At 40.3% G+C, this 22,809-nt stretch carries 13 protein-coding genes; 8 read left to right on the top strand and 5 right to left on the bottom strand.

Annotation, left to right across the window (positions count from 1 at the left end; all coding sequences use genetic code 11):
* Positions 1 to 20: 20 nt before the first annotated feature.
* Positions 21 to 1,124, bottom strand: coding sequence for an AI-2E family transporter (locus BLR54_RS05510; RefSeq protein ID WP_090417860.1), 1,104 nt, complete (start codon positions 1,122 to 1,124; stop codon positions 21 to 23).
* Positions 1,125 to 1,314: 190 nt separating this feature from the next.
* On the opposite strand from BLR54_RS05510, the gene BLR54_RS05505 reads away from it, so the two are divergent.
* From BLR54_RS05505 to BLR54_RS05485, 5 genes are all read left to right on the top strand, one after another.
* Positions 1,315 to 1,776 carry an RpiB/LacA/LacB family sugar-phosphate isomerase gene (locus BLR54_RS05505; protein WP_090417857.1) on the top strand — a complete coding sequence of 154 codons (462 nt, stop codon included), beginning with the start codon at positions 1,315 to 1,317 and terminating at the stop codon, positions 1,774 to 1,776.
* Between the two features lie 236 nt (positions 1,777 to 2,012).
* On the top strand, positions 2,013 to 5,963 hold the full coding sequence (locus BLR54_RS05500; RefSeq protein WP_090417854.1) for a lipocalin-like domain-containing protein: 3,951 nt from the start codon (positions 2,013 to 2,015) through the stop codon (positions 5,961 to 5,963).
* 119 nt (positions 5,964 to 6,082) lie between these two features.
* Positions 6,083 to 6,802, top strand: a complete 720-nt coding sequence (locus BLR54_RS05495) for a nucleoside/nucleotide kinase family protein (RefSeq protein ID WP_090417851.1) — start codon at positions 6,083 to 6,085, stop codon at positions 6,800 to 6,802.
* A gap of 91 nt (positions 6,803 to 6,893) precedes the next feature.
* Positions 6,894 to 7,985 (top strand): radical SAM/SPASM domain-containing protein, encoded by a 1,092-nt coding sequence (locus BLR54_RS05490; protein ID WP_090417848.1) that lies wholly within the window; start codon positions 6,894 to 6,896, stop codon positions 7,983 to 7,985.
* Between the two features lie 19 nt (positions 7,986 to 8,004).
* Complete coding sequence (locus BLR54_RS05485) at positions 8,005 to 9,105, top strand: hypothetical protein (RefSeq protein ID WP_090417845.1); 1,101 nt, start codon at positions 8,005 to 8,007, stop codon at positions 9,103 to 9,105.
* 228 nt (positions 9,106 to 9,333) lie between these two features.
* On the opposite strand, the gene BLR54_RS05480 is transcribed toward BLR54_RS05485, so the two are convergent.
* On the bottom strand, positions 9,334 to 9,909 hold the full coding sequence (locus BLR54_RS05480; RefSeq protein ID WP_090417842.1) for a DUF6434 domain-containing protein: 576 nt from the start codon (positions 9,907 to 9,909) through the stop codon (positions 9,334 to 9,336).
* A gap of 19 nt (positions 9,910 to 9,928) precedes the next feature.
* Positions 9,929 to 10,435 (bottom strand): type 1 glutamine amidotransferase domain-containing protein, encoded by a 507-nt coding sequence (locus tag BLR54_RS05475; RefSeq protein WP_090417836.1) that lies wholly within the window; start codon positions 10,433 to 10,435, stop codon positions 9,929 to 9,931.
* Between the two features lie 179 nt (positions 10,436 to 10,614).
* Here BLR54_RS05475 and bglS point away from each other — a divergent pair, with 179 nt between their 5' ends.
* A complete protein-coding gene (gene bglS / locus BLR54_RS15190; RefSeq protein ID WP_090417833.1) occupies positions 10,615 to 11,892 on the top strand; it encodes a beta-glucanase in 1,278 nt (425 codons plus the stop codon).
* Positions 11,893 to 11,962: 70 nt separating this feature from the next.
* Here the strand turns inward: bglS and BLR54_RS05465 are convergent, their stop codons facing one another.
* Both BLR54_RS05465 and BLR54_RS05460 read right to left on the bottom strand, forming a co-directional pair.
* Complete coding sequence (locus tag BLR54_RS05465; RefSeq protein WP_090417830.1) at positions 11,963 to 13,183, bottom strand: glycoside hydrolase family 25 protein; 1,221 nt, start codon at positions 13,181 to 13,183, stop codon at positions 11,963 to 11,965.
* A gap of 169 nt (positions 13,184 to 13,352) precedes the next feature.
* On the bottom strand, positions 13,353 to 13,985 hold the full coding sequence (locus BLR54_RS05460) for an endonuclease III domain-containing protein (RefSeq protein ID WP_090417827.1): 633 nt from the start codon (positions 13,983 to 13,985) through the stop codon (positions 13,353 to 13,355).
* 179 nt (positions 13,986 to 14,164) lie between these two features.
* Between BLR54_RS05460 and BLR54_RS05455 the strand changes: the two genes are divergently transcribed.
* The gene (locus tag BLR54_RS05455) at positions 14,165 to 15,847 is read left to right on the top strand and encodes a hypothetical protein (RefSeq protein WP_090417824.1); all 1,683 of its coding nucleotides are present in this window, start codon (positions 14,165 to 14,167) and stop codon (positions 15,845 to 15,847) included.
* A gap of 253 nt (positions 15,848 to 16,100) precedes the next feature.
* Entirely contained in the window at positions 16,101 to 22,808 is a 6,708-nt protein-coding gene (locus BLR54_RS05450; protein WP_090417821.1) for a CehA/McbA family metallohydrolase, read from the top strand.
* The last annotated feature ends 1 nt before the right edge of the window (position 22,809 follow it).

Raw genomic sequence — 22,809 nt, 5'->3', positions numbered from 1 at the left:
GCAAGCCTTTAAGTTTGTCTTTATTTTTTCTTTTCCAAGAATGGAAGCAGGAATTCATGATAAAGCATATCGATGATGGCAACCATTGGAATTGCAAGAAGGATTCCGATTACACCAAACATCTTGCCGCCTGCTACGATTCCAACTAAAATCCAAAGACTGGAAACTCCAAGGGAATCCCCGAAGAGCTTTGGCTTTAAAACATAGCCGTCTATTGTCTGAAGCACTGCTGTGAAAATAAGGAATATCACTGCGTATCTTGGCTCTACCAAAAGAAGTAGGAAACCACCGATAACAGCACCAACAACAGGACCAAAGGTTGGAATAATGTTTGTAAGGCCAACCAATACAGAGACAAGACCTACATATGGTAATCCTGCTATGGTCATGAAGATGGCATTAATTGCACCGACTATTGTGGCGTCAATCAGGTTGTAAACGATATATTTGTTAAGGATTACATCGCTTCGGCCTATAACATAGGCAACCTTTATATACTGGCTCTTGAAGACAGCTTTTAAAAAGCGTTTTCCGCTGGACTTGAGCTTATCCTTTCCAGCTAGGAAATAGATGGCTAAAAGGAATGCAATAAAAAACTGTCCTAAAGCTTTTCCAAGATCAGCTGTTTTTGACATGATGGTATCCATGTTTTCAGAGGCTAGCTTTTGCAACTGATTCAACAAATCGTTTGATGAATGCACAAACTCGCTTAAATCCACCATTGAGCTGGATACACCAATTATAGCCAAGGTGCGCTGTAAGCCTCTCACATAACCATTAAAGTTTGCTGCGAAGGTTTTAACACTATCGATTAGCTGTGGGATAACCATAAATCCAATAAATACAAGGAAAATGATTACAGTCACAAAGGCTAAGGTGTTTCCAAGGGTAGCACGAAGCTTCTCGCTTTTTAACTTATGGAACAAGTGATTCCTGTAAAACATAGCTAGTGGGTTAATGATATAAGCGATAATTGCTCCAAGAAAAACTGTGGAGAAGAAGCTTAAAAAGTTGTTAATACCACTAAGCACACTGTGTATATTTACAAGAGTGACGTAAAGAATAACCCCTATACATATTGATATGGTAAGAGAGTACCAGGGTTTGTCTTTTAAACCTTTCATGTGGACCTCCAATTATTTATTCATTTATTTTGAGGTTTTGTAGCTCACTTTAAGCGGGCGACATCAAAACTTCTATATTTACTATGTCAAATAAATGGGGTAAAAGCAATGAAAAAAGTATAAAAATTCTATTAAGAATTCACATTTTTGTGGTATGTTAGAGTTAGTTTTAAGAAGGAGGACTTCCATTATGAAAATAGCAATGGCAAATGATCATGCTGGAACAGAAATGAAAAATGAAATAAAGGCTTATCTTGAGAGTGAAGGATATGAGGTTGTAGATTTTGGAACTTACGATAACGACAGTTGCGACCTTTCAGATTTTGTTTATCCTGCAGCTTTAGCAGTTGCAAAGGGTGAATGCGACAGAGGAATCTTCTGCGATGGTGTAGGCTACGGTAGCGCACTTATCGCAAACAAGATTAATGGCTGTTATGCAGCAGTGTGCCAGGATCCTCTTTGTGCTACTCTTGCAAGACAGCATACGGATTCAAACATCCTTTGCTTAGGCGCAAAAATCATCGGCGGCCTTATGGCTATGGAGGTTGTAAAGACTTGGCTTAACACAGATCCTCTTATGGAAGAGAAATATCGTCGCCGTGTTCAGAAGGTTTGCGACATCAATGATAAGCACTGCGTCCCAGTGAAATAATATTTGATGAAAGAGCCCTTGGTGTGATTCACACCAGGGGTTATTTTTTTGTCGTAAAATTAGATAAAAATTTTCAATATAAATTAAAATAATTTAACAAAAATAGATTTGATGGCAGAAAATTATCCTAATTAGGTTGAAAAATAGAAATTTATAATGTATATAAATAAATAAGCAATAGTTAAACTAAAATAGTTTAATAATTACTAAAAGAAAAGGAGAATGAAGGGGGAACAATGAAAAAAGCAAAAAGAATGTTAGCACTGGCTATGGCAACAGCTATGGCCACATCTGGGGTTCAGCTGACAGGCTTTGGGGCGATTGAAGCCAAGGCAGCACCAGATATTTCAAGGGTTTGCGTCCATGACCCATCTATTTTTGCAGACAATGGAAAGTACTATGTGTTTGGTTCTCACATAGCTACAGCATCGTCAACAGACTTAGTTAATTGGACTCAGGTATCCACAGATTATCAGGATGTGGACAACAATGTAATTTATGGAAATGTAAAAGAGAATCTTAAGGAATCCTTTAAATGGGCAGGTTATGATGATGGGGATTGCACTGGAGGCTATGCGGTTTGGGCACCAGATGTAATCTACAATCCGTATTACAAGTGGGAAGATGGCAGCAAGGGTGCCTACATGCTCTATTACAGTGCATCTTCTACATGGAGACGTTCTTGCATCGGCTATATGGTTTCAAAAACTCCTGATGGAGGATATGAATATGGAAATACAGTGGTATATTCAGGTTTTACCAACACAGGCAAGTTAAATTATGACGGAAATAGCACCAGAGACACCACATGGACAAAGGATTATCTTCCATTTAACGACTTGATTAAAGAAGGAAAGATAGATGGTGATGCCAGCACCTGGAAGTGCTTCAATGCTGATGGTAGTTGGAACAACAATTATGCACCTAATGCAATTGATCCAACTCTTTTCTTTGATGAGAGTGGAAAGCATCTTTATATGGTTTATGGTTCTTGGTCTGGTGGACTTTTCATTCTAGAGATTGATAAGGAAACAGGAAGGGCTATTTACCCCGGTGAGGATGGCGTAGAGTCAACAAGTGGCAACTATGTGGATAGATACTTTGGTGTTCACATTGCTGGTGGAAATCATCAGTCTGGCGAAGGTCCATACATAGAATATGACAAGAACACTGGCTATTATTACATGTATGAAACCTACGGCGGATTGACAACTACTGGCGGCTATAATATGAGACTTTTCCGTTCAAAGAATGTGTATGGTCCATATGTTGACCCAGCTGGAAATGAGGCTGGTAACAGCGGTGTTAACTGCTACAAGTACGGGGCAAAGCTCATCGGTAATTACCAGTTCTTTAATCAGCCTGGTTATAGAGCAGCAGGACACAACTCAGCTATGGTTACAGATGATGGTAAGTATTATCTGTTCTATCATCAGAGATTCTTGGACTCATCTCGCGGAGAAGGTCATGAGGTTCGTGTTCGTCAGCAGTTCTTGAACGAGGATGATTGGCTTGTAACTGCTGTATATGAAAACAGAAACGAGCAGATTCAAAAATATAGCGAAGAGGATGTTGTAGGAACCTACGAATATATAAATCATGGAAATGCTGAAAAAGATGGCAGCATGCTTTCTACAGAGACGGTGGTTCTTAATGAAGATGGAACTATTACTGGAGATAAGACAGGTTCTTGGACAATGTCTGATGGAGATGACTATACATATGTGACTCTTGATATTGATGGGGCAACCTATAAGGGAGTGTTCTTTGAACAGACCAATGACAATGGTGCAAAGACAATGACCTTTACAGCAATTGGAAATAACAATCTTTCTGTTTGGGGTAGCAAGTTTGATGCTAGTGATGATGTGCTTGCATCAAAGGTGGCAGATCAGATTGAAGGAATTCTTCCAAAGGCTACAAGAGAAGATGTGGAGTTGCCAACATCTCTTTCAGGAGCTGAGATTAGCTGGGAATCTGATAATAAGTCAGTGCTATCAAATTCTGGAAAAGTTAGCTCTCCAAAGCAGGATACTGAGGTTACACTAACTGCAACTATAACTTATGGAAGTGCTTCAATTTCCAAGGAATATGTTGTTACAGTTTATGATGGACCAAGCATTATCGCAGGTTACGATTTTGATAGTGTAGACGGTACAAATGTTACGGCAATGGAGTCTGCACTAAATAGAGAATCAGCCAAGTTGATGGGGGATGCAGCAGTTGTTGAAGATGAAACAAGAGGTGAGGTATTAAAAGTTGAGAACAGTGTTGGGGATAAGCAGGTTAATTATTTATCTTTGCCAAATGACATATTCAAGAATGTTGATGAGTCTGGCTACACGGTAAGTATGTGGGTAAACATTGATGGAAGTACCTGGGACCACAGTGCTTTGTTTGAAGCAGACTGGCTGGCAGATGGTGCTACTGTTGGTAATTATCCAATGACAAGAATTGGTGCTAACCTAATCGGAAGAATCAATGCAAATGATTATTCAGATGCCTTCCCAAGTCTTGCCTATAGTGAGATTACAGGAAAATGGCAGCAGGTTACTTACACAGTGAACACAAATGGTATTAAGGTGTTCCTTAATGGTAGCGAGATTGTATATGATAAAAAGGATATTTCAAACTGCTTCTCAGGAAAAAGTGCAGCTATTCAGTTTGCAAATCATGTAATGGTTGGCGCTGGAGATATCTGGGGCGATGAGGATTGCAGAAATGTATTATTTGATGATATTCGTATATACGATACAGCTTTAACAGCCTCAGAGGTAAGAGATGTATATGACGCAACTTATAAGGATACTAAGGATGAGCCAGGCAAAACAGAGGAGCCTGAGAATCCTGAAAAAGATATTAAGCCAATCCAAGAGGAAGAGCCTGATGAAGAGGGCATGACTAAAGCTTATGTAAAGCTTGATAATGAAAAGTTCTTTGAGGCGGCAAATGTATATGCAGTAGATGAGGATGGCAATGAAATCTTCGGAGAATTCCCAGGCAAGGGAATGGCTCACATTGGTAATGGTTGGTATTCAGTAAATATGCCAAATGAAATCCTTGCTTCTTTTAATGAGGATAAAGAGAATGAGCTTGAGGATGAAGATAAGCTTGATGAGTTGGAAGAACTGGAGAAAGAAGAACTTGAGGAGTTAGAAGAAGACAAAGAGAAACTAGAGACTAAGGATGTTGAAAAACAGAATTCAGAAGTTTCTAAAAAGTCAGAGGTAGGCAAGATAGAAGATGAATTAGAAAAATCTGACACAGTAAAATCTTCTGAAAGTGATGCAGATTCTAATAATACAGAAGCTGATGAACAGGAAGTATTAAAAGGCTCTGAGAATACTGACACCTATGATTCAGAGGAAGAATCACTTGTTGACAAGGTGATTGATGTAATCAGCAACTTGGTGGAAAAGGTAGAGGAAGCCTTCAAGCCTATGACAGTAAATGCTGAGGAGCACAACATCTTCAAAGAGGGAATTCGAGTTTCTGTAAATAATGGTTCAGTTGCAAGTGAAGAAATAGTTACTACATTGTTTGTTCTTGAGCGTCCTTCAGATGATGAACTAAAGCAAGAGGAGACAAAGCAGGAAGACACGGGAAAGACAGATCCAGTGACACCAAGTCCTTCCCAGGGTGGCTCATCAGGCAGTGGTTCTTCAGGTAGCTCATCAGGTAGCGGCTCTTCAAACAGCAGCGCTTCAAGTAGCAGCTCTTCAAGTGAGTCATCAGCTAGTACACAGACTCAGACATCATCTTCAGCTGGAACTACAACGCAGTCAACAAACACAGTTGAAAATGTTGTGACAAAACCAGCTGCAACTATAGCTGACACACAGGTGCCACTTGCTGGAGATACAACAAAGACAGCAAGTAACACAAAGAGTAAGAAGGCAAACAGTGATACAGTAAAAACAACAGCTGATTCAGAGGCTTCAGATGAGTCAGAAGTTATGGAAGATGCTATAACTGAAGAAGTTACAGAGGAGAGCACAGTAGAGGAATCTGTAACAGTTGCAGATAATTCTAAAGATGAATCTTCTGAGAAGACAATTCAGGATGAAGAGGTTGCAACAACAGCAATAGAAGATAACACAAACTCAGGATTTCTGTTTGTAATACTTGGAATTATTGTTATAGCAGCTGTTGCTGGTGCAGGAGTAATATATGTAAAGAGAAAATAGACTTAATCCTCCCAATTTATATAGGACCTTGGCATAAAGCCAGGGTCCTTTTTATTATAGAAAAAATGTTGCGAAAGTTTTATAAATCATCTAAAGTCAAATCATGCGAGGAGAAGACAATGGAATATAAAGTTAATATTAATGGATTAGACATAGAAGCCAGCTATAGGTCTGAGACGATTGATGAGATTTTGCTACCTCTGTTGAAAAAGCTTACAAAATTGCAGAAGGAAAAGGGTGGAAGAGTCCTGGTAATGCTTGCGGCACCTCCAGGGGCAGGCAAAAGTACCCTGGTTAGTTTTCTTGAAAAGCTTTCTAGAGAGAATCTAGAGCTTGAACCTATTCAATCTATAGGAATGGATGGGTTTCATATGCGCCAGGAGTATCTTACAACTCACACCACAATTCGTGATGGGGAAGAAGTACTAATGGTAAAGATTAAAGGGGCGCCAGAGACCTTTGATTTAAAGGGCTTGAAGGAACGAATTGAACGTGTGGCAAGTGGAGAAGACTGTGGATGGCCAATCTACGATAGAACCCTACACAATCCTGTTGATAATCAGATTATCGTAAATACGAATATAGTTCTTTTGGAAGGAAATTATTTGTTGCTGGATAGACCTGGCTGGGATGAGCTTTTGTCATATGCTGACTACACAATATCCTTGAAGGCTGACGAGACTTTGCTTCGCAATAGACTTATTGAACGCAAGGCTTTAAGTGGAAACACTATTGAGGATGCCACAGCCTTTGTTGATTACAGTGATATGGTAAATGTTAGAACCTGTATTAATGAATCAAAAAAGGCTGACTTGATTTTGGATGTTAATAAACTGTAGCGCTGATGTGTGGTTGACAATTATAGAATAGCTAGTATAATGTATTTTACAAAATTTAATTGCGTAAAATATATAATGAGGTTATAAAGTAATGAGTAATGAGAATTTTGACATTCAATCCTATATGACAAAAGGAGTGGAGCGTGTTGTTAAGGATGCAGTAAGGGCGACTCTCAAGAATCCTGCTGAGAGCATCTTTATGGCCAAGTTTGCCATGGCTTCAAAGAAGGCATCTAGCATCAGATTGAAACATAAAAATGAGGGAATGAATGTGCCTCCATTTTTGATTGCATCTATCACAAGTAGCTGTAATCTTCATTGTGCTGGCTGTTATTCGCGTCAGAACGAGGCTACAAAGGATTGTGCTCCTGTTAATCAGCTTACAGATGATGAGTGGTCACAGATCTTTACAGAGGCAGATGAATTGGGAATCAGCTTTATTCTTTTAGCTGGCGGAGAGCCACTTCTTAGAAAGGGTGTCATTAAGGCCGCAGGAGGAAAGTCAAATATTCTGTTCCCAATATTCACTAACGGAGTGTTCATAAGTGAAGAATACTTTGATATGTTTGATAAACACAGAAATCTTGTGCCAATTATGAGTATCGAGGGTCACAAGGAATCCACCGATAAAAGACGTGGTGAAGGCATTTATGACAAGTTGATTTCAAATATGGAAATCTTTAAAAAGAAGGATTTGATATTTGGAAATTCTGTTACTGTGACTACTGAGAATTTTGAAGATGTTTTATCAGATGATTTTATTCAGATGTTAGGTGGTTACGGTAGTAAGGCTGTTATATTTGTAGAGTACGTTCCAGTGTCTGATGAAAGCAAGGATTTAGCTTTATCAGAGGCCCAGGAAGAGATTCTTAGAGTTCGCATTGCAGAGCTACGAGAAAAGTATCAGGAGATGGTTTTCATTTCCTTCCCAGGAGATGAGAAATCCTCAGGCGGCTGTGTTGCAGCAGGCCGAGGCTTCTTCCATATCAACTCACAGGGTGGAGCAGAACCATGTCCATTCTCACCATTCTCAGATATCAACGTTAAAGAAACATCCTTGAAGCAGGCCATTTCCTCAAAGCTTTTTAAGGCGCTTCAAGATGGCGATATCCTCAAGGATGACCACGTTGGTGGCTGCGTCCTGTTTGAAAAACGCGACCAGGTCCAGGCGATATTACAATAAATTAAGGGAAATAAACGAGATGAAAAAAGTATATGTAAAAAGAATTATATTAGCTGAAATTTTAGCAGCATCAATCTTTATCACAGGGTGTTCACCAAGGCAGAGTACGTCTGTTGATGATAAGAAAGAACAAAAAGAAACAGAGGCTGTGAGCACAGAGGAGAGTAGCGCAGAAGAGAATATCGCAGATGAGAGCGAAGATAATTCATATGATAAAGATTATTGGGATGCGATGGAAAAATACTATGCTTACATAGGACCTAAACAAAGAGATAGCGTAGAATTAGACGATGAATCTGCATCACTATATGACGGATTTTTAAATAACACTGTAACTGCGACTTTTCATAGTAATGGAGATATAAGTCAGTATGTGGAGTTTTCAGAATTCCTCAAAGACGGCCACAGTTATAGCTTAAATGATATAGTTTCTAAAATTACTGAAGAGGGGCAGTATGGTGAGGGATGGACTTATGAAAGTAGTACAGATACCTATATTGACTGTGGATTAGATGGCAATATTGAAATGATTGTTTCCCTTTTGTTTGATGATGAATTTACGCCAAGTTTGGTAATAAAGAATATCGATGGGAAACTTAACATTTGCTTTACTGGAACTTCATGGAGTAGATGTGAGACGTCTGTATATTACACCGGAGAAGTTTGCTCCTTTGGTTCTGGTGGAGCGACTTATCATGGTGGCGAGTATGGTTATATTGATGCATTAGGAAAATATAATTTCTGGTATTCAGAATGGGATGAGGGCTATGGAGACAGGGATAATGACAATCAGCTTCACTATTTTTATGACGTAGACCACACAATTAATGGTGCTGATTTACTCGATATACTAAGAATTAATTTCGTTAGTTCTTCAGATGAAAAAAATGATTACTACTATATTCATCTTACAGACTCGGATTATAATGAGATTGAAGATGATCCAACAAATCCAGATAATCCATATGATATTGTAAGAGATATCTTAATTAACGAGCAGGGATATAATGTGATTTCTCCTGAAGAAGCAGAAAAAATGATTACTGAAAAAAGGAGAGCTATTGGATTAACGGATGAGATTTATTCATACGGAGACGAACTCAAGCCAGAGGAAAAGTAGGTAGTTTGGAAAAGTTTTTATCGCGGCTAAACGAATGCATGCATGTTCCCAGTGGTGCCATTGATAAAAAATCACTATTTTTGAAGATTATTTATCGCGGCTAAACGAACATATGCGGCTTCCTGAGGTGTTCGTTGATAAAAAAATGCTATTTTTAATGAAATTTTATCAATGAGCCAACGAGAAAATAGGATTTGTAGACATGCCGCGATAAATCCAAATGGCAGATTAATTTTCTAGTGCCTCTAAATCTGCAATCTCATATCTATTATGACCTTGGAGGCTCTTTTTGTATTTCCAACATGTAATTGCATCTTGCAAACTTCTGCCCTGGTTAGCTTCAAAGAAATCTCGAATATAGGTATTATATTCAAATTGCTTATCAATCTTTGTTTTGCCTTTTTTCTTTTCTTCCAAAATCATGTAATAGGCATCTATTGCATCACCATAGGTTTTTCCAGCATTTGCTTTTAACCATTTTTGAAATTGCACATTAAAAGAAAAAGTTTTGCCGATTTTTTCTTTGAAAAAGGCTCTGTGTTTTTCCGAGCAAACTATATTAGGTTCTATGAGGGTGTCTTCAGTAATCACACCTACATCTACAGTATGAGCTTTTCTCTTGGCTACCTTTTTAACACTTCCGGTATCAAGATAATAAGCAATTCTATCTGTAAGCTCTTCCTTTCCTCCTGATGTAGGGAGTCCATTATTTCTGCAGAACTCAACTAATTCTTCCTTCAAGTAATAATAACTTCTAAATGTTTTGCTATCTAAATTTCTAGTAAGTGTAGGTATTTGTGTCATGTTATTCATCCAGTCTTATTTATTTTTCTATGAACTTTACAAGCTCTTTGCAGTATTCAGGGATATCAGGTGGGCGACGAGCTGAGATTATATTTCCATCTACAACACAAGCTTGATCCACCCACTTGGCTCCAGCATGAGTCATGTCATCCTTGATTCCTGGTGTGCTTGTTACAGTTCTTCCTTCCAATATTTCAGCTGATGCCAGCACCCATCCTGCATGACAAATCTGGCCAATAAGTTTTCCCTCTGAATTTAACTTTCTAACTATATCCAACACTTCAGGAAATCTTCTTAGCTTGTCTGGTGCCCAACCTCCTGGAACTAAGATTCCATCATAGTCTTCAGCTTTTACATCATAAAATGACATTGTCACCTCACATGGAACCCCATATTTTCCATGATATACACCTGGTTTTTCAGCTACTAAATCTACCTGAACTCCTGCTTCACGCATTCTCATTACAGGTACCCATAGCTCAAGGTCTTCAAAGTCGTCGCTTACTAATTGTAAAACCTTTTTCATACATTCATCTCCTTTGCTATAATCTTCAGCGCGCATAGGTCTACATAAAACCTAGTCATATTGTTTATTATATAATAATTTCTCATATTTTTACTTCATTAATTTGACATTTTCTATATACATTTAATATCCAAATCTCTACAATTCGAGTATTATCTTCCAAAAGGAGGAATTATATAATGAAAAGAAAACTAATTTCATTACTCATGGGGACCGTTCTTACTATTGGTGGGATTTTTATGAATGCATCCATGGCAAACGCAGCAAGTGCCTGGGGTGGCACTCACGATGGAATGGCCTTCGACAGGCATGACAGCAGCCAGTTCGAAATGTCTAGCTGGCCAAATGGCGGAATGTTTAACTGTACATGGTCGCCAAACAATGTTGCATTCCAGAATGGTCAGATGAAGCTGACCATCGACAGAGATGGTTCTGGCTACACCGGCGGAGAGTACCGCACAAGAAAGTACTATGGATATGGCTTATTCCAAGTTAACATGAAGCCAATTAAGAATCCTGGTGTTGTTTCTTCATTCTTCACCTACACAGGAGAAAGCGATGGAACAAAATGGGATGAGATTGATATCGAGTTTCTTGGCTACGATACTACAAAGGTACAATTTAATTACTACACTAACGGTCATGGCGACCACGAATATCTTTATGATTTAGGATTTGATGCTTCACAAAGCTTCCATACATATGGATTTGATTGGCAGGCTGGAAGCATAACTTGGTATGTTGATGGAAAGGCTGTATACACTGCTACTTCAAACATTCCAGATACACCTGGAAAAATCATGATGAATGTATGGCCTGGAACTGGCGTTGATAGCTGGCTTAAGCCTTATGATGGAAGAACAGGAATTAGCGCATACTATGATTGGGCTTCTTATGATAAATCTACAGGAGGAAGTAACTCTAATCAGTCGCCTTCACAGGGAAATGGTTCAAATCAAGGAAACAATCAAAATCAGGGAGGCAATCAGTCAAACCAGCCTGTTCAGAATAACACTGGTGCAATGTTTGATAGCTCTAAGGCATACAAAATAATCAACTATGGCAGCACCTTATCACTCGATGTTCAAGGTAACAGATCTGCTAATGGCACTAACATTTTGCAGTATAACTACAAGGGCAATCCTAATCAGAAATGGTATTTTGTAAAGGATGGAGATTATTATGTAATCAAGTCTGCATCAACAGGCAAGGTTCTTACTGTTCAGGATTCCGCAAGTTGGGACGGCGCAAATGTACATCAATGGGATTATTACGGTGCCAACAGCCAAAAATGGGAAATCTATCCTGCAGCAAACAACACCTACAAAATCATCAATCACAACAGCGGAAAATGTCTCAACATTTCCTACGGTAGCAATAGCGCCAATGCAAATGTGGAGCAATACAAAGATGCTAACAGCAACTATGAACAGTGGTGGATTGATGTAGCTAATTAATAGAGATTAAAAAAGAGATAAACCAGCGGATTAACATCCAAGGTTTATCTCTTTTCTAATTCATATTCATTTAAAAGTAAGCAATTGACATATCCACACCTTTTGGTATGCCTGGGACTGAAGCTTTGTCGGTGTATTGCCACATAGAGCATTTGCCGCTGTAATTAGGGCCGGCACCAAGGTTTGATTGGTCTTTTGTGTACCATGCAATCCATACCTTGTAGCTTTGCTCGATCTGAGAGGCGTTCCACTTTGTGTTGTTTACCATTTCGTATCTGTTGGCATAAAACATTGGTGTGTAGCCTCTGCTTTGAATCTGTGCCAGGAATGCCATGGCAATATCAGTACGCTCATCTTTTGAAAGATTGTATTGTCTACTGCTAGGTCTATCAAAGTTTTCACAGTTGAAGGCAACTGGAAGTGAGATAGAGTAGCCAGAAATGAAATCTGCAACCCAGTTAGCTTCCTCAACGGCTTCCTCTGCAGTTGTAGCGGTTGAGAAGAAATATGCTCCAATCTTTATGCCGTTGTTAGCGGCACCCTGTAAATTGGCTTTGGCATTTGCGTCTGCTAGGATTTCACCAGTAGTAGACTTTCTAAGTCCAACACGAATAATGGCACTGTTTACACCAGAGGCTGCAACCTGTGCCCAGTCGATGGAACCCTGGTATACAGATACGTCTATAATTTTATTACCATTTGAGCTTTGTTCAGCTGCAGCAGCTTTTTCCTGCTCGGCTTTTTCTTTTTCAAGAGCTTCTTGCTCGGCTTTCTTTTTTTCTTCCTCGGCCTTCTTTTCTTCTTCGGCTTTTTTAGCTTCCTCAGCCTTCTTTAGTTCTTCGTCTTTGTCAGTTTTTTCTGCTGGCTGTTCTTCCTCAGCCGTTTTGTTTTCTTCAGCCTTTTTAGCTTCTTCAGCCTTCTTTGCTGCCTCCGCTTTTTTAGCTTCTTCAGCTTGTTTTTGAGCTTCTAACTCTTTAGCTTTTTCTTCGTCTTCATCAGGTTCATTAACAACAACTTCTATTTTTACGTCGCTGAAGTCTTCAACCTCTGCTGGTTCAGATTCAGGCTGTGTTTCTACAACAGGCTCGGGCTGCTCATAAGCGACAATCTTTTCCTCTTGCATGTTATCGCTGGTAAGCTTTTTGGCGACAACAACGCCACCGCCAGCAAGAGAAATAACCATAACGACAGCGCAGCCAATAAGAAGTCTTCGTTTTATTACCCGCATTTTACGACGCTTCTCGCCAAGGGCTACTTTCTGTTCGCTATCAAAATCTTTAAAACTATTCACATTATCCTCCAAAAATTATTAGGCAAATTACCCCTAATATCATGTTGAGAATACAACACACTTACTATCATAACATAACTTAAAGGATAAAACATTAAAAAAGCGGCCTAATCGTAAATTAGACCGCAAAGTGATAACAAATTATAAAATTACAGGTTAAAAACTGCAGCTAGATTCTCTTCTTGCAAACATCCTCAAGGCAGCATTTATCACAGAAAGGAGCAGTTCTTGCTGTGCAAACAGCTCGTCCGTGATCCACCAGGCGATGACATAAATCATTGCCTTCTTCTGGAGGAATAATTTTTCGCAAGGCCATCTCAACCTTGGTTGGCTCCTTGATGTTGTCCACTAGACCAATTCTATTAGAGAGACGGATAGCATGGGTGTCAGTGACAATGGCAGGCTTGCCATAAACATCCCCTAAAATAAGATTAGCAGACTTTCGGCCAACTCCAGGAAGCTTCAACAAATCCTCCATGGTGTCAGGAACCTTACAATCATACACATCTCTAAGCATTCTCATGCAAGCCACTATATCCTTAGCCTTTGATTTTCCTAATCCACAAGGGCGCACAATAGCCTCCACCTCGGCCACATCTGCATCTGCAATAGCACTGATAGTTGGAAACTTTTCATATAATAAAGGAACAATTTCATTTACCCTTGCATCGGTGCACTGGGCGGCCAGGCGAACTGAAACCAGCAGCTTCCAGGCATCATCATAATCCAAGGTGCAGTCGCTGTAGGGATATTCCTTTTTTAATCTGTCTATTACAATTAAGGCTAATTCTTTTTTTCGCATGAGTTTCTCCTTTATTATTCAATATAGTAGCATTTAGTAATGTCAAAATGCTAGAATATTTATAAAATTGAACCACTGAGGTGATTTGTATGACTGCCCCGAAGTCATAAACGCGACAGCATAATTGAAATATGATATTATTTTTGGGTGAGAATTTTTATCCAAGGAGAATAATATTAATGAAAAATGCAAAGAGAATTGCTTTGCTTGCAATGGTGGGGGCTTTGGCGTGTACCACCGTGGGATGTAAAGCAATAACCGTGTCTTCACTTGATGAGAAGCTAGAAGACACAATTTTAGAATCCCTTTGGGATTTAATCAAGGATATGCTTGACCTTGATGTGGAGCTTGAGGAAGCTCAGGAGTATTTAGAAACCTTAGAGGAGGAGGTTCCTGAAGAAAACGGTCAGCTCAGTGCGGAAGAGCTGAAGGAATTCCAGGATCACTTCAATCAGGAGGAGTTCAACGGACTTCTTGCTACAGATTACCATAAGCCGGAAGACATGGAATGGGAACTTGTAGTTTATTCTGGTGGAATTGGTTACAAGGTTGAAGATGGCGCATCTGAGTATGATGCTTACTGTCAGTTCAGTGGATACGATTTTGGAAAGCCAATTATCATCGTTCCAAAGAATGACCTTGAGGAGTTTGCTAAGGTTAACACAGGCGTAGATTACTCAGCAGCAACAAAGCCTTTAAAGGAAGCCTTCCTTGAAGATTTTGATGCATATGCTTTTTATCACGTAGATTCACTTTACAGAACCTATGAATTTACAGAGGGAACAAAGGATGGAGATACCTACACCTTAACCTACAAGTCTACAGGCGAGGCTGAAGGTGAAGATGAGGAGAGAATCCTTCCAAAGCAGGTTGTTGTTAAGAAGGTTGATGATAATTATCAGGTAGTTTCAAATCTTACCTTGTGGGAGACAGATGCAAATCCTGCTCATACAGGAGAGATTTCAATTCCTCAGTGCACAGGCACATGCAAGCTTGTACAGTATAATCCAGCAGAGGGCAATGCCAACAAGGGAATTGAGTTTAGGGTAATCGAAGATGATTTGTTAGTTGCAAAGCTTCCAGACTATACCTACGCTGACAAAGACGAAAGATTATGGACTGAAGTTGATGACATTCAGTTATTCGATTTCACTGGTGATAATAAGGCTGATGCAGTAATCACTGGAAAGAAAGATGGAAAGCCATACGTTGGTCTTTATAAATATGACAACGATGGCTTCTCAAAAATGACTGATCTTGCAAATAAAACCTCTGCAAATGCAAAGGCCAAAAATGATTATTCTATCGATTGTGCTAAGGAATTCCTTCTTGGTGACAACAAGGAATGCAAGTTTGCAGATTATAAAGAAGCATACGCTCATATTGCACATCTTGCAGAGCTTACAGAGGACGATTACAAGTTTGAGCTCGCACTTATTAATGATGACGATGAGCCTGAGCTTGTACAGCTTTCACCTAACAACCTTTTGAACATCTTTACTTTCAAGGATGGTCATGTTGAAACACTTCTTTGTGACTACTACTTATTTGATAGCTGTATTATAAAAGAGTTTGTGGAAAAGGCTAATTTTGTTCTCTTCACAAATTATCATGAAAGAAATGGCGGCTACGAGAATGAGTACGTTATCTTAGAAGGCGATGAAGAGTACGAAATCTACTATAAAGAGTGGAATGAAGAGACAGCCGACAACCCAAGCTACGCATCATCGTATAAGGATGATGTCAGCAGAGAGGATGACCACGTAGCTTCTCAGGAAAAGATATCAGAGTTGGATCAGCAAATCTTCCAGGATTTCCAGCTGAACCTATCTCCTAGCGATGTGTATAGCGCATTAAAATAAGATTTAAAAACTGAATAGAACTAAAATATACAGAAGATTTTGAGTTTTTTGTATAATGTGATGAAATGTGAACATTGTGTGATTTCTTTATTGAAAACGAAATGACAAAATGATAGTCTTACATTACATGACATAACGATTTGAAAGGACGATCTTTGAAAGCAAATCATTGGGGTAATATTGGAAATGATTTTAGCTTGAGATCGTCCTTTTCGGTGTGTCAAGAGTCTAATAAAGGAGGAGAGGATAGGTAATGAAAAAAATGGCTCGCAGAGGGCTATCTCTGGTACTTTCATTATTTATGGTTTTTTCACTGGCATTCACAGATCTTTCTTTCGTATCTTATGCCGAAGAAGCTAATCACATCTGGACTAGAGTTAGTCTGTCTGACATCACCTCAGGTGATTCTATTGCCATCACTATGACAACATCCGATGGCGAAACCTATGTATTACCAGCAACATCCACAAGTAAAGCACCAGCCGCTGTTCTTGGAACAGTTGACGGTTCGTCACTTACTATCGCAGATGGAAGCGATAAGGATTATGCATGGTCAATTACAAAACACACTGTTGAAGAAAAAGTGGTTAACAACACTGAAAACAACACCGAAGCGGAGGTTGCTTCAGCAGAAAAATTGGAAAGTGACTCATCAGAGGAGGCTACCAAGGATTCTTCAGAGGAAACAGTTTCAGAAGAAAAGCCAGCTTCTGAAAAGGTAGAAGAAAAAGCTACTGAGGAAAAGAAATCTGAAGAGGAAGTTAAGTCTACAGAGGATTCATCTAAGAAGGAAGCTTCAAAGGATGATTCAAAGGATGACACTTCAAAGAAGGATGAAGAGGAATCTAAAGAAGAAGTAGACGAAAAGAAGCTTTCAGAGGAAGAGGAAGCTGAAAAGGCCTTGAAGGAAAAGGAAGAAAAAGAGAAGGCCGAAAAAGAAAAAGCTGAAAAAGAAAAAGAAGAAGAGGAAACTGTCACAAGAACCTACTACACAATCTCTAATGGTTCAGACTATCTCTACACCACAGCTGCTAACAACGGCGTGAGAGTTGGAGATATGCCAAAGGAGCAGGTAGGCGCTCAGTGGGAGCTTTCAGAAGGTTATCTTTCAGCAAAGGATTCTAAGGAGGCAGTTCGTTTCCTTGGTGTCTACAACAAGCAGGATTGGAGAGCATACACTCTTGGAAAGACAGGTGCCTTCCCACAGAACATTGCAGACCAGTCACTTGCCTTCTACAAGCTCACTAGCAAAACAGCAGGTGATGCTAAGGTAGTAGCTCCAAAAGCTTCTATCGAAAGTGGTGAGACAGTTGATTTTGGAACAGAGGTTGAGCTTTCATGCTCTACAGAGGATGCAAAGATTTATTACAACCTTAACGGAACAGAGAACTTCTCTAAGTACGATGGTCCAATTGAAATCACAAAGGATTCTACAATTTACGCCTATGCAGTAGTGGACGAGGAAAAGAGCCAGCAGGTTTCTTTCGATTACAAAGTTGCTGCAGGTTCAAAGGTTACAGATATTACAAAGCTTGCTGAGGATCAGGAATTTGTTCTTACCTTCGGCAAGGACGCAGCTCTTTCAACAACAGCTTCAAAGAGCAAGCTTGAGGGAGTTGAGGTTAGCGTCAACGACGATAATCACCTTACAATTTCTGATGAGCAGGTTGCTGTTGCAAAACTCAAGCTTGTAAAGGCTGAGGAGAAAGATCAGTTCTACCTTACATCAGACATCTTGACTGACGGACAGGTTACTACAAAGTACCTTACAACAGGATCAACAGGAAACAGCCTTACACTTGAGGCTGAAAAGAATGACTATAGTCTTTGGTCTGTAGAGGCTGAGGAGGATGGTTCCTTCTTAGTTAAAAACGTAAATGCGGTATATCATGACAAGAAGAAGGACATTGATAAGCCACAGTACATTGAGTTCTACAACAAGCTTTTCACAACTTACAGCTATGTGGCTGGTACAGACAAGAAGGATGCTTTCCTTCTTAATGCTTACACAGCACCATCTGTAGAGGCAGAAGAGCCAACACCAGAGGAGCCAAAGAACACTGTTGCAAAGCTTCTTACAAGAGAGCTTTACGATGGTGATCAGGTGGTTATTTACTATCCAGCTGGAAAGAAGCTTATGACAACAGAGGCTACTAACAATGGTAAGCTCAAGGATGTTGCAGTAGAAGTTTCAGAGGATGGAACAGTTGAGACAAAGGATACAAACGCAGCAGTTCTTACAGTTGCAACAGACGACAATGGCAACTATTCTTTCCAGACATCAGACGGAAAGTTCCTTACAGGAAATGTTGAGGAAAAGGAAGTAGATGGTAAGAAAAAGACTTATGCAAATCTTATTCTTGCTGATGAAAAGAGCGATAACGCACTTTGGAGCCAGCAGGCAGCCAGCGACTCAGGCAAGTATTATTTAAAGAATGCTTATGCAAAGGTTGGTTCCAGTGCTCAGGCCCTTGAATACTACAGTGGATTCTCACTTTACGGCTTCAAGGAAGCTAGCGCTTATGAGTTTAGCTTCTATGCTCTTACAGAGGGCGAGAAGATTGAGAAGGTTGATTTTGATAAGTCAGCATCTCTTGCAATTGCACAGTGGGCAGGTAACGCACACTATGACGAGGTTGAGACCTCAAAGGAATACATCGCTGGTGATTTATATTCAACCAACGATATGCTTGATAAGGATGCTAAGTTTACAGCTGTTGTTGGCGGAAATGCTTCACAGCCATGGACTTCAGCAAAGAGCAGCAATACAGGTTCTATAAACTACTACATGGGTTCAACTGGTGTAGCTTCAGAATCTGATTATATGCAGCTTCAGTTCTCAACAGTAGGTTATGGCAATATGTCACTTGGCCTTAGAATGAGAGCTTCAAACACAGCAGCAGGTGCTTTCCAGCTTCAGTATTCTACTGACGGAGAAAGCTTCAAGAACTTCAAGAAGGGTACTTACTCATACAAGTACACAGCTTACAAGTCAACAGACAAGGTAGACGAGAATGGCAAGACAGTTCAGGAGCCATTTGAGGTTTCTGGCTCTGGCGATATCCTTGATGGTATTGCAAAGACATCTCTTGCCCCAACCTACTATGTAACCTTCAAGTTTGATATTCCAGCTGCAGCAAACAATGCTGAAAAGCTTTATGTAAGATTCGTTCCTACAGGCGGTCTTTCAGCAAAGGGTGACAAGGCGCCTGCAAAGGGTGGCGTCATCAGAATGGATTCAGTTGAAGTTACAGGTAACCCTGTTGTTTCTGATAAGCTTTGCGGATACGTAAAGGCGAATCCAACAAGCGGTGATGTTGCAGTAGGTGACAAGATTACACTTACCTCTGATACAGAGGATGCAGAAATCTTCTACTCAGTAAATGGTGGCAAGTTCACTAAGTATGATGCAGAGGAAAAGGTTGAGTTAAAAACTCTTCCAGCTACACTTTCAGCTTATGCAACAAAGGATGGCTTAAACAAGAGCATCACTGTTAACTACAAGTATTCACAGGCTCAGGTGGCAGCTGTAAAGGCAGCTCCAAACGGCGGTGCAGTATTTGAAGGACAGCGTGTAACTCTCAAGACTAAGACAGAAGGCGCAACAATCCTCTACAGATATGCAACAGAGGAAGAGGTTGCAAAGGAAGATGCTTCAGAAGAGAAAACAGAAGAATCTTCTGATTCAAAGACAGAGGAAAAAGCTGAGGAAGCTACTTCAGAGGAAGTGGTAGAGCATGATGACTGGATTACATATACAGGTTCCTTCGAGCTCAAGGAGCTTCCAGCTCAGCTTCAGGTAAAGGCAGTAAAGGATGGCTACTTAGACAGTGCCGTTTCTACAATCAAGTTCACAAAGAAGCTTAATGACAAATACAACATCTACTTCGGTCAGGTTCATGCCCACACAAGTATTTCCGATGGTGCTGGTACACTTAAGGATGCTTTGGAGCATGCATCACATGTAGATAATCTTGATTACATCGTAATCACAGACCACTCTAACTCAATCGACAATGAGAAGGAGTCAAAGATTACAGAGAACGTTGATAAGGCTGACACAGATGAGTGGACATACGCTCACAATCTTGTAAAGCAGTACTCAACAGACAAGTTTACTTGTGCATACGGTTATGAGATGACATGGTCTAATGGACTTGGTCATATGAACACCTTCAATACACCAGGTTTCCAGAGCCGTACACAGACAGAGTTTTCTACTTATGCAACAGCTCTTCAGAATTACTATGCAGCCCTTAGAACTGTTCCTGATTCAATCAGCCAGTTCAACCACCCAGGTACAACCTTCGGTGACTTCCAGGATTTCGCATACTACTCAGAAGAGAATGATGCATTAATCACAATGATTGAGGTTGGTAACGGTGAAGGAACAATTGGTTCTTCAGGTTACTTCCCATCATACGAGTATTACACTCGTGCCCTTGATAAGGGCTGGCACGTAGCTCCTACAAACAACCAGGATAACCACAAGGGTAAGTGGGGCGATGCCAACACAGCACGTACAGTTATGCTTGCTGATACAAACGATGAAAATGCTATTTACGATGCAATGAGAAATTATCGTATTTACGCAACAGAGGATAATGACCTTAGCGTATACTACACACTCGATGGCAACATCATGGGTTCAATCCTTGAGAAGGATGCAGTAGGCGACACAGTTGAGCTTAAGGCAGACATCAAGGATCCAACAGACCGCCAGATTGGCAAGGTTGAGGTTATCGTAAATGGTGGCCAGTCAATCGCTGTTGAAAACGTAAATACGAATGAAGAGACAGTTACATTTAATGTACCTGCAAACTACTCTTACTACTATTTAAAGATTACAGAGGCAGATGGTGATATCGCTGTTACTGCTCCTGTATGGGTAGGTGAGGTTGAGGCTTGCGGTATCAACAAGACTTACACAGACACAGTTCTTCCAGTTGCTGGAGAGCCACTTGATATCAATGTTCAGTTCTACAACAACGAGAAGAGTGAATTAGTTATTGATGATATCAATATCGTTCTTAGCGATGTTGATGGCAACAAGACAGAAGTTGTTAATGGTGCAAGCGAGGATGGAAAGATGCCTCCTGTTCCTACAAACAGCGAGTCACTTTACAGCACAGCATTCACTTATGATGCAGCAGGACAGGTGACCTATGAGGTTACAGTTCACGCTACACTTGATGGTGTAAAGAAGACATACACAGATAAGCTTACAGTTAGCTATGCACTTCCATCTATGGTATCTAACATCCTTATTGATGGTACACATGGCAACGATTATGTAACAGGCTACTATGGTGGAAACGTAAGCTCCTTCATTTCACTTTGCGGAAAGAAGAATATCCGTGCAACAGTAGAAATCGGAGAGATTACACCAGAGAAGCTTAAGGATGTTAAGTTATTTGTTATCTCTGCTCCAGCAAAGAAGTCTGGTACAGCTGGTGCAGGTGACTATGAGGTTCACCACTACAGCGACGAGTTCATCGCTATGGTTAAGGATTATGTAGCAAACGGTGGTTCTGTTGCAATTTGTGGTCTTGCTGACTACTCAGATTCAACAGATTGCCAGACTGCTACAGAGCAGAACAAGCTTCTCGAAGCAATCGGTGCTACAATCCGCATGGGTTCTGATGAGGTTTGTGATGATACAAACAATGGTGGTCAGGTATACAGAATGTACCCAACAACCTTCAACTATGATTCAGAGTTCCTTGCAGGCGTTAAGGATGGACAGAAGTACAGCCAGTATTCTGGATGCTCTGTTGATATTTCAAAGGCAGGCGCAAACGATGTTGTTGATGCAGCAGAGTGGCTTGTAAATGGTTATGACACCACATACTCAGTTGATTGCAAGGATGCAAACGGAAAAGCTCAGGAAGGCGTTCTTGAAAACGGAGTAAAGGGTAAGAAGAATGACAATCAGGGACAGGTTACTTTCCTTGCTCGTCAGAAGACAAAGGCTGGTGGAAACATCTTCGTTGCAGGTGGTGTATTCCTTTCAGACTTTGAGGTAAAGGCAGAAATCGACAACAATGATTCACTTCCTTTCGCAAACTACACAATCGTAAACAACATTCTCGATGGTGCTACAGTAGAGCTTCCTACAACTACAATCGCTGAGGCTCGTAAGGGCAAGATGAACGAGGTATTTGCTGTAGAAGGCTATGTAACATCAGGTACAGACAACGAGAATACAACCTTCTTCGATACCATCTACATTCAGGATGAGACAGGCGGTATGGACATCTTCCCATACGCAACACCAGGTCTTAAGATTGGTACAAAGATGCGTATCGTTGGTTACTTAGCACAGTATCAGGGCGACCTTGAGCTTAAGGTTCTTTCAGCTAAGGTATTAGATGAGGATCCTTATGTATGGGCTCCAAAGAAGGTTGATACAAAGACAGCTATGGATTACGATAACCTTGGTGGACAGTTCCTTCAGACAGAAGGAAAGGTTACAAGAGTTGAGTACAATGATGACGGAACAGTATCTGAGTTCTGGCTTGACGATGGCTCAGGCTCAGAGGCAGCAATCTTCATCGATGGCTACATTACATCAGCTTCAACTGGTAAAAATACAGTTGGTGAATTTGTAGAGGTTGGTGCTACAGTAAATGCATCTGGTGTGCTTTACATGCATCCAGAAGGAGATTCTGATGTTTCTGTTCCTGTATTCAGAGTACGTAACTGTGATGACATTGTTCTTGTGAAGACAGCTGATGGTGAGGACGTACTTGATATTGCAGATGAGGCAATCAAGCAGATGAAGGGCTTCCTTACAGAGGAAATGCTTCCATCCTTTAAGGAGGCAGTTCTTGAGCAGTTACAGTCTATGAATGAAAGATTTGAGAATGATCCAGAGTTCAGAGAGTGGGTAATGAGCCCAGAAATTCAGAAGATTGCTCAGAAACTTGATGGCTTCTTTAGAGAGCTTTTTGGATGGTAAA

Source organism: Pseudobutyrivibrio sp. YE44 (assembly GCF_900104335.1).
In the GTDB taxonomy this organism is placed as follows: Bacteria; Bacillota; Clostridia; order Lachnospirales; family Lachnospiraceae; genus Pseudobutyrivibrio.
The sequence above is the reverse complement of the archived record's forward strand: the minus strand, read 5'-3'. Positions and strand labels throughout refer to the sequence as shown.

Bases quoted from the DNA above. Each gene is read 5' to 3' on its own strand.
- BLR54_RS05510 (WP_090417860.1), bottom strand. From the start codon at position 1,124: ATGAAAGGTTTAAAAGACAAACCCTGGTACTCTCTTACCATATCAATA.
- BLR54_RS05505 (WP_090417857.1), top strand. From the start codon at position 1,315: ATGAAAATAGCAATGGCAAATGATCATGCTGGAACAGAAATGAAAAAT.
- BLR54_RS05500 (WP_090417854.1), top strand. From the start codon at position 2,013: ATGAAAAAAGCAAAAAGAATGTTAGCACTGGCTATGGCAACAGCTATG.
- BLR54_RS05495 (WP_090417851.1), top strand. From the start codon at position 6,083: ATGGAATATAAAGTTAATATTAATGGATTAGACATAGAAGCCAGCTAT.
- BLR54_RS05490 (WP_090417848.1), top strand. From the start codon at position 6,894: ATGAGTAATGAGAATTTTGACATTCAATCCTATATGACAAAAGGAGTG.
- BLR54_RS05485 (WP_090417845.1), top strand. From the start codon at position 8,005: ATGAAAAAAGTATATGTAAAAAGAATTATATTAGCTGAAATTTTAGCA.
- BLR54_RS05480 (WP_090417842.1), bottom strand. From the start codon at position 9,909: ATGACACAAATACCTACACTTACTAGAAATTTAGATAGCAAAACATTT.
- BLR54_RS05475 (WP_090417836.1), bottom strand. From the start codon at position 10,435: ATGAAAAAGGTTTTACAATTAGTAAGCGACGACTTTGAAGACCTTGAG.
- bglS (WP_090417833.1), top strand. From the start codon at position 10,615: ATGAAAAGAAAACTAATTTCATTACTCATGGGGACCGTTCTTACTATT.
- BLR54_RS05460 (WP_090417827.1), bottom strand. From the start codon at position 13,985: ATGCGAAAAAAAGAATTAGCCTTAATTGTAATAGACAGATTAAAAAAG.
- BLR54_RS05455 (WP_090417824.1), top strand. From the start codon at position 14,165: ATGAAAAATGCAAAGAGAATTGCTTTGCTTGCAATGGTGGGGGCTTTG.
- BLR54_RS05450 (WP_090417821.1), top strand. From the start codon at position 16,101: ATGAAAAAAATGGCTCGCAGAGGGCTATCTCTGGTACTTTCATTATTT.